We start from the raw sequence: 12,434 nt of genomic DNA on the forward strand, positions 1-12,434 counted from the left end.
CCGTCCGCACGGATGGCTACCGGGGGCACATACGACACATACCGGCGCGCGCCGCCGAACCGCCCGCCCCTGTCCGGATCCGGGCCCCGCCCGGCACCCCCGGGACGCCGCTGTACTTGGATGGTCGCCCACCACCGTCGGCACGGGGAGCGGCACATGACCGGTACGGCAGCGATCAGGGCACTGGTGATCGGCGGCGGCATCGCGGGCACCGCCGCCGCGCTCGGCCTGCACAAGGCGGGCTGTCACGTCCGCGTGTACGAGGCGCACCCCGGCTCGGCCGAGGACATCGGCGCGTTCCTCACCCTGGCGAGCACCGGCATGCGCGCGCTGGCCCAACTCGACGCCACGCGCGCCGTGACCGCCGTCGGTTTTCCGCTGACTTCGCTGCGCCTGATCGACGCCGAGGGCGCCGAACTGGCCCATGTGCCGCTCGGCGAGGTCGCCGAACCCGATCTGCGCTACCGCTGTCTGCGGCGCGGCGAGCTGAACGCCGCCCTCCAGGTCGAGGCGGCCCGGCGCGGCATCCGGCTCACCCACGGCGCCCGGCTGACGTCCGTGACGGACGGCCCGTACGGCGTCACCGCACGCTTCGCCGACGGCACCACCGCGACCGGCGACCTGCTCATCGGCGCCGACGGCCTGAACTCGACCGTCCGCCGCGTCCTGACCCCCGGCGTCCGCCCGGGCTACGCCGGCCAGCGCGTCTACTACGGCTACACGCCCGGCGCCCCGGACAGCACGGGCAGCGGCGTGATCACCATGGTGCGCGGCAGCGCGAGCGCCTTCGGATACGCCGCCTCGCCGGCGGGGGAGGCGTACTGGTTCGCCCGCGTCGGCGAGGACCCGCTGCCCGGCCGGACCCCGGCCGCCCGGACCGCCGTACCGCGCGAGCACCTGCTGTCCGTGCTGGAGAGGGACGCCACGCCCGCCGCCGCGCTCGTCGCCGCCGCGCCGGGCCCCCTCATGGTCACCAACGCCACCGAGATGCCGCTCGGCGCCACCTGGCACACCGGCCGTGTCCTGCTCATCGGCGACGCGGCCCACGCGGCCTCCCCGGCCACCGGGCAGGGCGCCTCGACGGGGCTGGAGGACGCGGTCGTCCTCGCCAAGGCACTGCGCGATCTGCCGGACGTGGCACGGGCGTTCGCCGCGTACGAGCGGCTCCGGCGCCCCCGGGTCGAGCACAACATCACCGTGAGCGGCGGCATCTCGCGCGGCACCCACGCCCCGGCCCGCCCCGCCGACCCGAACCACCGCCCCGGCCATCGGGACGAGGAACTGGTCCGCCAACTCGCCTGGGACACACCGCTGACCGAGCGGAACTGACCGCCGCCGCGCGAAAGTGCAAGGGGCGGCGCACGGGAGTCCATTGCCGGGAAACCGCCGGGGGTTGATCGTTCCGTGGGACCGGTCCTCCTCAACCCCCTTTGGCAACTAGGAGTCCCCGTGCGACTGCTGAGCAGAGCGGGCGGCGCCGTGGCCGCGGCCGCCGCCCTCGCCCTGGGCGGCGCCACCGCCACCCCGGCGCCCGCCGCCCCCGCCGCCTACCGCGTGACCGTCGGCAGCCCGGTGCCGTTCCCCAACCCCACGGACACCCCCGCGAGCCCCTTCCTCGACAAGGACGGCACCTTCCACTACCAGCAGGCCGCCGCGCTCTACGGGGCCGCCGACCCGCGCAGCTGGGACTTCTACACCGGCACCGACTTCGACACCGCCACCTTCGACCGCTCGCTGAGCAACGCGGTGAACCCGGCCAATCCGAACGACCGCAACGACGACACCACTTGGCGCTGCAACAACAGCCCCACCGGCCGCGAGGCCAGCTACGCCCCGGCCGGCTCGGGCTACGCCCAGAAGAACTACTGCGACCTCGTCGGGGTGTGGGTCGACCCGGACACCGGCGACTGGTACGGCCTGGTGCACAACGAGTTCACCCCGCAGCCCTTCGGCGACGGACTGCACTTCGACGCCATCGACTACGCCGTCTCCACCGACCAGGGCCACACCTGGACCGTCAAGGACCACGCCATCACGTCCCCGTACAGCACCGCGCGCGGGGACACCACCGCCTTCCCCCACCAGACGTACGACTACGGCGACGGCGACCAGCGGCTCTTCGTGGACACCGCCTCCGGCTACTTCTACGTCTATTACGGCTCGCGGATCGTCGACAAGAAGGGCGGCTGGAAGGCCTTCTACGAGCACGTGGCCCGCGCCCCGATCTCCGCGAAGATGGCCCCCGGCTCCTGGCGCAAGTGGTACGACGGCGCCTGGTCCCAGCCCGGCACCGGCGGCAAGGAGAGCAACATCGTCCCGGTCGACGCCGGCCACCCCACCGGCTACACCCCCGCCGCCGCCGAGTACGACCCCGCCACCACCGGCACCACCAGCGAGCAGATCGCGGCCGGCAAGACGCCCCCGACCTCGCCGCTGTTCGTCATGAACATCGCCTACGACGCCTACCTCGGGCTGTACATCGGCGAACCGCAGGCGGTCGACCAGAGCGGCACGTCACCGCAGTACCTCTACGCCACCGACGACCTCGCCACCCAGAAGTGGCACCTGCTCGGTGACACCGGCGGCTACACGAACGCCTCCTGGTACCGCTGGTTCCTCGACGGCGTGAGCCGCACCGGTTCCTCGATCGTCGGCAGGACCGTCCGCTCGTACTGCGCCTACGGCTGCTCGCACGACGCGGACGGCGAGTACGTCGACCTCACCCTCGACTCCACCACGCCCGCCACCCCGCCCGTGGCCGCCGGCCGCCGCTACCACATCGCCTCCGGCACCGGCCGGATCCTCGTGCAGCGCCCCGGCGGTTCCGCCACCACCGCCGCCCCGCCCACCCCGACCGCCCGCGCGTCCTGGACCTTCGAGCCGACCGGCGACGGCGCCTACACGGTGACCAACGCGGCGACCGGCGGGCTGCTCGGCGTCGACTCCGGCACCACCGCCTCCCGCGCCTGGGGCACCAAGCCGGTGGTCACCGCCCGGCACCACAGCGGCCCGACCGTCGGACAGCAGTGGTTCCTCCTCCCGGACGCCTCCCCGGCCGGAACCCTCCGCCTCGTCAACCGCTACAGCGGCCTGGTCCTCGGCCTGTCCGCCGACTCCGGCCGGCTCGCCGAGACCACCCCGGCGCGCACCTGGACCGACACCAGCGGCAGCGCCGTCGGCCGGGGCCGCACCGCCGCCGAGCAGACCCTCACGCTCACCCCGGTCGAGAAGTAGGGAACAACTGTGCGATCGCTGCGCTGACTTGCGTAGGCTGCCGCCATGACGATCATCAACGGGGAATCCGACGCCCGCCTGGCCGTGACCGCGGCACGGGCGGGCGCCGCCGTCGTCCGCGACCTGTACGGCGGCCGGCTCGCACGGTACGAGAAGACCGCGGGCGACTTCGCGACCGAGGCCGACCTGGCCGCCGAACGGGCCGTCCTGGACGTGCTGCGCACCGCCCGCCCGGACGACGCCGTCACCGGCGAGGAGAGCGGCCGCAGCGGCGCCGCCGAAGCCCACCGCCGCTGGCTGGTCGACCCGCTGTGCGGCACCCTCAACTACGCCGTGTCCACCATGCTCGTCGGCGTCAACGTCGCCCTGCGGGTGGGCGGTGAGGTCACCGCCGCCGCGACGGCCGACCCGTTCTCCGGCGAGGTCTTCTGGACGGACGGCACCCAGGCCCGGCTGAGCACCGAACACGGCGACGAGGAGCTGACCCCGTCCGCCGCCTCCGCGCTGGTGGACGTCAACCTCGACCCGCCGTTCCCTAACGCCCCCGGCTTCCGGGCGGCACTCCTGCTCGCCGACCCGGGCTTCGCCGAGCGGTTCCGGCCCCGGGTGATCTCCAGCACCCTCGCCGTCGCCTGGGTGGCCGCCGGCCGCCGGGCCGCCTATGTCACCGACGGCCACCTCGCCGACAGCGTGCACTTCGCGGCGGGCATCGCCCTGTGCCGGGCGGCCGGCTGCACGGTGACCGGGCTGTACGGGGAACCGGTGCACACCGGCGCGGGCGGGCTGGTGGCGGCGGCCGACCCGGCGACGCATGCCGCGCTGCTCGAACTGGTGCGGCGGCAGCGGGGCTGACACCTCGTCGAAGTATTTGGCTCCCGAAGGCTTGTCGGCGGCTTGACTCACCACTTAAATCAAAACTTGAACTAAGGAGAGGGGTCGAGCCGTCGACCCCGCAGCCGCTTGGAGCCGCCCCATGAGAACACGTCCCACCCGCTGGAGAGCCCTGGGGGTCGCGATGGCCGCCATGGCCGCGCTCGTCGCCCTGCCCCTCACCCACACCCCGGCCGCCGCCGCCGAAACCCCCCTGTCCCAGGGGAAGACGGCCACCGCCTCCTCCACCGAGAACGCCGGTACCCCCGCCTCCGCCGCCGTGGACGGTGACACCGGCACCCGCTGGTCCTCGGCCGCCACCGACGACCAGTGGCTCCAGGTGGACCTCGGCGCCACCACGTCCGTCACCCGGGTGGTCCTCGACTGGGAGACCGCCTACGGCAAGGACTACAAGATCCAGATATCGCAGGACGCCGGAACCTGGACCGACCTGAAGTCCGTCACCGGTTCCGACGGCGGCACCGACACCCTCGACGTGTCCGGACAAGGCCGCTACGTGCGCCTCCAGGGCGTGCACCGGGCGACCCAATGGGGCTACTCCCTCTGGGAGTTCCAGGTGTTCGGCTCGGCGTCCGGCAGCCAGGCCGGCTGCGGCAGCGCCAACGACGCCCAGGGGAAGCCCGCTTCGGCCTCCTCCACCGAGAACGCCGGCACCCCCGCCTCCGCCGCCTTCGACGGCGACCCCGGCACCCGCTGGTCCAGCCAGGCCGCCGACCCGCAGTGGGTGCAGGTCGACCTCGGCTCCGTGAAGGACATCTGCCAGGTCGCGCTGAACTGGGAGGCCGCCTACGGCAAGGACTTCCAGATCCAGACGTCGAACGACGGACAGAGCTGGAGCACCCTGAAGAGCGTCACCGGCGCCACCGGCGGCACCGCGTCGTACGACGTCAGCGGTTCCGGCCGGTATCTGCGGATCTACGGCACCGCGCGCGGCACCGGCTACGGCTACTCCCTGTGGGAGGTGGCCGTGCACACCACGGGCACCGGCACCCCGCCGGTCGTGGGCGGCGGCGACCTCGGCCCGAACGTCATCGTCGTGGACCCCTCCACCCCCAACCTCCAGCAGAAGTTCGACCAGGTCTTCGCACAGCAGGAGTCGAACCAGTTCGGCACCGACCGCTACCAGTTCCTGCTGAAGCCCGGCACCTACAACGGCATCAACGCCCAGATCGGCTTCTACACCTCGATCTCCGGACTCGGCCTGAACCCCGACGACACCCAGATCAACGGTGACGTCACCGTCGACGCCGGCTGGTTCAACGGCAACGCCACCCAGAACTTCTGGCGTTCGGCGGAGAACCTCGCCATCACACCGTCCCACGGCGACGACCGCTGGGCTGTCGCCCAGGCCGCGCCGTTCCGCCGCATCCACGTCAAGGGCGGGCTCAACCTGGCGCCCAACGGCTACGGCTGGGCCTCCGGCGGCTACATCGCCGACTCGAAGATCGACGGCACCGTCGGCCCGTACTCCCAGCAGCAGTGGTACACCCGCGACAGCTCGATCGGCGGCTGGACCAACGGCGTGTGGAACATGACCTTCTCCGGCGTCCAGGGCGCCCCCGCCACCAACTTCGACACCGGCCCCTACACCACCCTGGACAACACGCCCGTCTCCCGCGAGAAGCCCTTCCTCTACCTGGACGGCTCCGCCTACAAGGTGTTCGTACCGGCCAAGCGCACCAACGCCCGGGGCGTGTCCTGGCCGGCGAACGCGGGCACCTCCATCCCGCTCGACCAGTTCTACGTCGTCAAGCCCGGCGCGACCGCGGCCACCATCAACGCGGCCCTCGCCCAGGGCCTCAACCTCCTGTTCACGCCCGGCGTCTACCACCTCGACCAGACCATCGAGGTCGACCGGGCCAACACCGTCGTCCTCGGCCTGGGCCTCGCCACCCTGGTCCCGGACAACGGCATCGACGCCATGCACGTGGCCGACGTCGACGGGGTCAGGCTCGCCGGCTTCCTCATCGACGCGGGACCGGTCAACTCCGACACACTGCTGCGCATCGGTCCGCCCGGCGCGAGCGCCGACCACTCCGCCAACCCCACCACCATGCAGGACGTGTTCGTCCGCATCGGCGGCGCCGGACCCGGCCTCGCCACCAACTCCGTGGTCGTCAACAGCAACAACGTGATCATCGACCACACCTGGCTCTGGCGGGCCGACCACGGCAGCGGCGTCGGCTGGGACACCAACCGCGCCGACTACGGACTGCGCGTCAACGGCAACGACGTCCTCGCCACCGGCCTGTTCGTCGAACACTTCAACAAGTACGACGTCTACTGGAACGGCGAGCGCGGCCGCACGATCTTCTTCCAGAACGAGAAGGCGTACGACGCCCCGAACGCCGCCGCCATCACCCACGACGGCATCGTCGGCTACGCGGCCTACAAGGTCGCCGACTCCGTCACCAGCCATGAGGCGTGGGGCCTGGGCAGCTACTGCAACTACACGTCCGATCCGTCGATCGTGCAGGCCCACGGCTTCCAGGTGCCCACCGCATCCGGCATCAAGATGCACGACCTGCTCGTGATCTCCCTCGGCGGCATGGGCCAGTACGCCCACGTCGTCAACAGCACCGGCGCACCCACCTCGGGAACCGGCACCGTCCCGTCCAAGGTGACCTCCTTCCCGTGACCTGCCCCTGCCGCCCGGGACGCAACTCCCGCGTCCCGGGCGGCGGTTCGCCGCGGCGAGCCCCCGGCACCGCCCTCACCCCTCGGCGCGGCGCAGGTCCTCCCACGCCCGGCCGTGCAGCCCGGGGTCCCGCAGCACGTCCAGCCCGGTCAGGGCCAGGGCCTCCACGACGGCCAGGAGCACCCGGCGGGCCCGCTCGGAGGCCGCCGCCTCGGCGAACTCCGGGGTGTGGTCGGAGCCGTCCGGGTCCATGATCGCGACGAAGGGATGGATGGCGGGCACCCGCCCGCTGACGTTCCCGATGTCCGACGAGCCCGGACAGACCCCCGGAACCGGCGGGGTGAGCGCGATCCCCGCGTGCTCCAGATGCCCGGCGAACCGCTCGGAGAGCGCCCCGCTGTCCCGGAAGTGCTCGTAACGCACGCTCGCCCGGTCCACGGTGACGGTCGTACCGGTCGCCGCCGGATCGCCTTGCCGCCGCGGCCCTCCTCGCCCGGTGTGCCCACCGCCAGCACCGTCCCCTCGCCGCCCGCCGGCACCGCGTCCGCGACCAGCGCGGCCCCGAGCCCCGCGGCGGCGATCAGATTGTGCCCGCAGGCGTGGCCGAGGCCGGGCAGGGCGTCGTACTCCAGGAGAAACGCCACCGCCGGCCGCCCCCGCCCGGACCGGGCCGTGAACGTGGTCGGCAGATCGGCGGCCTCCCGCCGCACCTCGAACCCCGCCCGCTCCAGCTCGTCCGCGAGCGGCGCCGCGGACCGGTGCTCGGCGAACGCGGTCTCCGGATCGGCGTGCAGCGCGCGGGCGACGGCCCACAAGGCGTCCGCCCGCCGCGCCACCTCCTCCCGGACGAGCCGCGCCTCTTCCTCGGGGGCGGCGCGCCCCACCTGCGGACCGGCAACGTCCTGACCCGACACGGGCTCCTCCAACGGGCTCGCGGGACCTCCTGACGTGCCGCCGGGTTCCACCCGTTCGGGTCCCGACACCGTCCGGGGTGTTTGGAGCGTGTGGCCGGTGCAACACGGTGGTTGCGGCACCGACGGCTCAGGAGGACTGCATGGACCACTCGCGCGCACCCGTACTGGAAGCCCTTGAGGGGTTCCGGCGCCGGGGAGACGTCGTGTTCGGGCCGCCGGGGCACAAACAGGGACGCGGCGCCGACCCCCGGGTCACCGACATCCTCGGCCTGGACGTCTTCCGCTCCGACGTGCTCAGCCTGAACGGCCTCGACGACCGGCGCCAGTCCCAGGGTGTGCTGGAACAGGCCCAGGAGCTGATGGCGGACGCCGTCGGCGCCGAACACGCGTTCTTCTCCACCTGCGGCAGCTCCCTGTCGGTGAAGACCGCCATGCTGTCGGTCGCGGGCCCGGGGGAGAAACTGCTGCTGTCCCGCAACGCCCACAAGGCGGTCATCGCGGCGGTGATCATCAACGGGGTGGAGCCGATCTGGGTCCATCCCAAGTTCGACACCGAACGCCATCTGGCCCATCCGCCCGAGCCCGAGGACGTACGACGGCGGCTGCGCGACCACCCGGACGCCAAGGGCATGCTGCTGATCACGCCGACCGACTGGGGCACCTGCGCCGACATCCGCGGCGTGGCCGACGCCTGTCACGCGGCGGACGTGCCGCTCATCGTGGACGAGGCATGGGGCGCCCATCTGCCCTTCCACCCCGGGCTGCCCGCCTGGGGCATGGACGCCGACGCCGACCTGGTGGTCACCAGCGTGCACAAGATGGGCGGCGCCATCGAACAGAGTTCCGTCTTCCACCTCCAGCACGACCGGGTCGCCCCCGAGGTGCTCAAACAGCGCGAGGACCTGCTCGGCACCACCAGCGCCTCCTCCCTGGTCTACGGCGCGCTGGACGGCTGGCGCCGCCAGATGGCCGAACGGGGTCACGAACTGCTGGACGCCGCGCTGCACCGCGCCGAACGGATCCGGGCCGTGCTGCGCGAGTTCCCGGGACTGCGGGTGATGGGCGGCGAGATCATCGAGGAGGGGCCGGCCGCCGAGTTCGACCCGCTGAAGATCGTCGTGGACGTGCGTGACCTCGGCATCAGCGGCATGCAGGCCACCGAATGGCTGCGTGTCCACCGCCACGTCGACATGGGCGGCTCCGACACCTGCCGGATCACCGCCTCCATCACCCACGCGGACGACGACGACACGGAGAAGACCCTGGTGGACGCGGTGCGCTCCCTGGTGGAGCACGCCGACTCCATCGAATGGCGGCCCCCGGTCCACCTGCCCGAGCCCCACGTGCTCGAACTGGAACAGGCGATGCTGCCCCGCGCGGCGTTCTTCGCCCCGGTCGAACACGTGCCCGCCGAACACGTCGCCGGACGGATCGCCGCCGAGACGATCAGCCCCTATCCGCCCGGCGTGCCGGTCGTGGCCCCCGGCGAGGTCATCACGGACGAGGTGGTGGACTACCTGCGCAGCGGAGTCGCCCACGGCTTCCTGATCTCGGACGCGGCGGACCCCTCACTGGACTCCTTCCGGGTGGTGGCCCGCACCTGACGGGCCGTACCGGCCCCTACGGCGAGGCGACCCGCGGCCGCGCCTGACGGGCCGTCCCGAACTGCGCCGATGCGGGGCAGCCCCTAGGGTGTCGTATGCGGGCGGCCAGGCGCCGGCCGCCTCCTCGGGTCAAGAAACCGGCCCCTGACGAACACGCCCTCGGCAGGGGGGACTTGGCCCTGCCCGAACGGTCTCCGGGACCGGACCAGCGCGTCCGGCGGGCCAGCTGCCCCGGCAACTCGATTGGGAGACGGCCCGACTTCACCCCGGCCGGAAATCCCCGGATTCCCGGTTTCGGACGCCCCGGCCCGGGGACCTCGGTACGGAACCCGGCCGACCTCTTCGATCCGGCTGTCCCCCGAACGTCACCCGGACCCGGCGCACCGGGCCGGCGGTGCCCCGGGCGTGGCTCCACGCACCGCCGACCGCCTCGCCGCGCCGGGCCCGACCCCGTGACCAGCGAAGGAAAAAGGTAGTGATGAGCGAGAAGAACCCCCTGAAGCGAGCGGCGGACGCCCTCAAGGGCGGCGGCGAGGGGCCGGAAGAGGGCATCCCCGGCAAGCCGGGCGTCGAGTCGCCGCCGGTCGCCGAGCCGACCGAGGCCCGCGAGCCGCTGCCCCCCAAGCCCGACCAGTCCGGCCCGGACACCGTCTCGCCCACCGGCCAGCCCACCGGCGCCGACCAGGCCCGGATGGCCCAGAGCGGCAGCTACCTCACCACCGCCCAGGGCACCCGGCTCTACGACACGGACCACTCCCTGAAGGCCGGCCCCCGGGGCCCGGTCCTCCTCCAGGACCACCATCTGCGCGAGAAGGTGATGCACTTCGACCACGAGCGCATCCCCGAGCGCGTGGTGCACGCCCGCGGCGCCGGCGCCCACGGCGTCTTCCGCAGCTACGGCACCGCGGCCAACGTCACCAAGGCGGCCTTCCTCGCCGAGGACGTCGAGACCCCCGTGTTCGTGCGCTTCTCCACGGTGCTCGGCTCCCGCGGCTCCGCCGACACCGTCCGCGACACCCGCGGCTTCGCCACGAAGTTCTACACCAGCGAGGGCGTCTTCGACCTGGTCGGCAACAACATGCCGGTCTTCTTCATCCAGGACGCGATCAAGTTCCCGGACGTCATCCACGCCGGCAAGCCGCACCCCGACCGGGAGATCCCGCAGGCGCAGAGCGCCCACGACACCTTCTGGGACTTCGTCACCCTGCACACCGAGGCCACCCACCACACCATGTGGAACATGTCCGACCGGGGTATCCCGCGTTCCTTCCGCACCATGGAGGGCTTCGGCGTCCACACCTTCCGCCTGGTCAACGCGGCCGGCGAGACCACCCTGGTGAAGTTCCACTGGAAGCCGAAGCTCGGCGTGCACTCCCTGGTGTGGGAGGAGGCGCAGATCATCGGCGGTGTCGACCCCGACTTCCACCGCAGGGACCTCGCCGACGCGATCGAGGCCGGCGCCTACCCCGAGTGGGAGTTCGGCATCCAGACGTTCCCCGACACCCCCGACCAGACCTTCGAGGGCATCGACCTGCTCGACCCGACGAACATCGTCCCCGAGGAACTGGCCCCGGTGCAGCCCATCGGACTGCTCACCCTCAACCGCAACCCCTCCAACTTCTTCGCCGAGACCGAGCAGGTCGCCTTCCACGTCGGCCACCTCGTCCCCGGCATCGACATCACCGACGACCCGCTGCTTGCCGGGCGGCTCTTCTCCTACCTGGACACCCAGATCACCCGGCTCGGCGGCCCCAACTTCCCGCAGATCCCGATCAACCGGCCGCACGCGCCCGTCAACGACATGCAGCGCGACAGCTTCCACCAGACGGCCGTGCACCGCGGGGTGGCTCCCTACCGCCCCAACTCCCTCGACGGCGGTTGCCCGTTCACGGCGGGCGCCGACATGGGCGCCTACGTCGAGGCCCCCGTACGGGTGCCGGAGGCCACCAAGGTCCGCGAGGCCCCGGAGTCGTTCGCCGACCACTTCAGCCAGCCGCGCCGGTTCTGGCTCAGCATGAGCCCGGTGGAGCGCGAGCACATCATCGGCGCCTACACCTTCGAACTCGCCAAGTGCTACGAACAGTCCATCCGGGAGCGGGCGTTGCAGGTGCTGGCGAACGTGGACCCGGAGCTGTGCGCGGGCGTCGCCGCCGGCCTGGGCCTGCCCGTCCCCGAGCCCACCGAGCCGCTCGCCGACGTCGCGCCCAGCCCCGCCCTGTCCCAGGTCGGGCACACCTGGCCCGTCGACGGCCGGGTCATCGGCATCATCACCGGTGAGGACGGCGACCTCGAGGGCGTGGCCGCGGTCCGCCAGGAGGTGCTGGACGGCGGCATGGTGCCGCTGGTCATCGCCCCCAAGGGCGGCAAGCTCGGCTCGGGCGGCGACGCCCTGACCGTGCAGCGGACCTACGCCACCGCGCGCTCCGTGGAGTTCGACGCCCTGCTGGTGGCCGGCACCCCCGGTGTCGGCGCCGACGCCTACGGCGCCCGCGACGCCAAGGCCGGCCTGCCGCACCCCCAGTCCACCCCCGACCCCCGGGTCGGGCTGCTGCTGGGGGAGGCGTTCCGGCACGGCAAGGCCATCGGCGCCGCGAAGGGCGGCGAGAGCGCGCTGGAGGCGGCGGGCATCCCCCTCGAGGCCCCCGGGGTGATCGCCGGCGACGGCGCCACCACCGTGCTCCAGGAGCTGGTCCAACTGCTCGGCGCGCACCGGGTCTGGGAGCGCTTCCCGTCCGCCGCCTGAACCGGGCGGCCGACGGCCGGAGCCGACGCGGGGTGGTTCCCTCCGAAGGGGGCCACCCCGTCGGCGTACCCGGAGAGGCGAACTCCCCGGCGGCCGGATGTGATGGTGCTGTCCCTTACGTCAACCAGTGAGGCAGATCCATGCGCATCCGCAGCATCGCCACAACGGCCGCTCTCGCGGGCGTCTTTGCCCTGGGCACCGCCGCCACCGCCTTCGCCGCCGACCCCGACCCGACGACCGGAACCGCCGTCGGCAGCCCGGGTGTCCTGTCCGGCGACGTCCTCCAGGTACCGATCCACCTCCCCATCAACCTCTGCGGCAACTCCGTCGACATCGTCGGGCTGCTCAACCCGGCCTTCGGCAACACCTGCGTCAACCAGTGACGACGCGCCCGTGGCCGGCTCCCCGCC

The 12,434-nt window shown here is 72.6% G+C and carries 9 protein-coding genes; 8 read left to right on the forward strand and 1 reads right to left on the reverse strand.

Annotated elements, in window-relative coordinates; all coding sequences use genetic code 11:
- Window positions 1-156: 156 nt before the first annotated feature.
- The 4 genes from BLW85_RS35670 to BLW85_RS35685 all read left to right on the forward strand — a co-directional run bounded on the left by BLW85_RS35670 (window position 157) and on the right by BLW85_RS35685 (window position 6,763).
- A complete protein-coding gene (locus tag BLW85_RS35670; protein WP_074995508.1) occupies window positions 157-1,329 on the forward strand; it encodes an FAD-dependent oxidoreductase in 1,173 nt (390 codons plus the stop codon).
- 120 nt (window positions 1,330-1,449) lie between these two features.
- A complete protein-coding gene (locus BLW85_RS35675; protein WP_074995511.1) occupies window positions 1,450-3,234 on the forward strand; it encodes an RICIN domain-containing protein in 1,785 nt (594 codons plus the stop codon).
- 45 nt (window positions 3,235-3,279) lie between these two features.
- On the forward strand, window positions 3,280-4,086 hold the full coding sequence (locus BLW85_RS35680; RefSeq protein WP_074995514.1) for an inositol monophosphatase family protein: 807 nt from the start codon (window positions 3,280-3,282) through the stop codon (window positions 4,084-4,086).
- Window positions 4,087-4,207: 121 nt separating this feature from the next.
- Window positions 4,208-6,763 (forward strand): discoidin domain-containing protein, encoded by a 2,556-nt coding sequence (locus tag BLW85_RS35685; protein ID WP_074995516.1) that lies wholly within the window; start codon window positions 4,208-4,210, stop codon window positions 6,761-6,763.
- 75 nt (window positions 6,764-6,838) lie between these two features.
- On the opposite strand, the gene BLW85_RS40975 is transcribed toward BLW85_RS35685, so the two are convergent.
- A complete protein-coding gene (locus BLW85_RS40975) occupies window positions 6,839-7,201 on the reverse strand; it encodes a zinc-binding metallopeptidase family protein (protein WP_425275357.1) in 363 nt (120 codons plus the stop codon).
- Window positions 7,202-7,350: 149 nt separating this feature from the next.
- On the opposite strand from BLW85_RS40975, the gene BLW85_RS40980 reads away from it, so the two are divergent.
- From BLW85_RS40980 to BLW85_RS35705, 4 genes are all read left to right on the forward strand, one after another.
- The gene (locus BLW85_RS40980) at window positions 7,351-7,710 is read left to right on the forward strand and encodes a hypothetical protein (RefSeq protein WP_425275358.1); all 360 of its coding nucleotides are present in this window, start codon (window positions 7,351-7,353) and stop codon (window positions 7,708-7,710) included.
- A gap of 107 nt (window positions 7,711-7,817) precedes the next feature.
- Complete coding sequence (locus tag BLW85_RS35695) at window positions 7,818-9,281, forward strand: aminotransferase class I/II-fold pyridoxal phosphate-dependent enzyme (protein WP_074995519.1); 1,464 nt, start codon at window positions 7,818-7,820, stop codon at window positions 9,279-9,281.
- Between the two features lie 478 nt (window positions 9,282-9,759).
- Window positions 9,760-12,024, forward strand: a complete 2,265-nt coding sequence (locus BLW85_RS35700; protein WP_074995522.1) for a catalase — start codon at window positions 9,760-9,762, stop codon at window positions 12,022-12,024.
- 140 nt (window positions 12,025-12,164) lie between these two features.
- Complete coding sequence (locus BLW85_RS35705) at window positions 12,165-12,407, forward strand: chaplin (protein ID WP_071828869.1); 243 nt, start codon at window positions 12,165-12,167, stop codon at window positions 12,405-12,407.
- Window positions 12,408-12,434 lie beyond the last annotated feature (27 nt).

It is taken from the genome of Streptomyces misionensis, from assembly GCF_900104815.1.
GTDB lineage: Bacteria > Actinomycetota > Actinomycetes > Streptomycetales > Streptomycetaceae > Streptomyces > Streptomyces misionensis.

Bases quoted from the DNA above. Each gene is read 5' to 3' on its own strand.
- BLW85_RS35680 (WP_074995514.1), top strand. From the start codon at position 3,280: ATGACGATCATCAACGGGGAATCCGACGCCCGCCTGGCCGTGACCGCG.
- BLW85_RS35700 (WP_074995522.1), top strand. From the start codon at position 9,760: ATGAGCGAGAAGAACCCCCTGAAGCGAGCGGCGGACGCCCTCAAGGGC.
- BLW85_RS35670 (WP_074995508.1), top strand. From the start codon at position 157: ATGACCGGTACGGCAGCGATCAGGGCACTGGTGATCGGCGGCGGCATC.
- BLW85_RS35695 (WP_074995519.1), top strand. From the start codon at position 7,818: ATGGACCACTCGCGCGCACCCGTACTGGAAGCCCTTGAGGGGTTCCGG.
- BLW85_RS35705 (WP_071828869.1), top strand. From the start codon at position 12,165: ATGCGCATCCGCAGCATCGCCACAACGGCCGCTCTCGCGGGCGTCTTT.
- BLW85_RS35685 (WP_074995516.1), top strand. From the start codon at position 4,208: ATGAGAACACGTCCCACCCGCTGGAGAGCCCTGGGGGTCGCGATGGCC.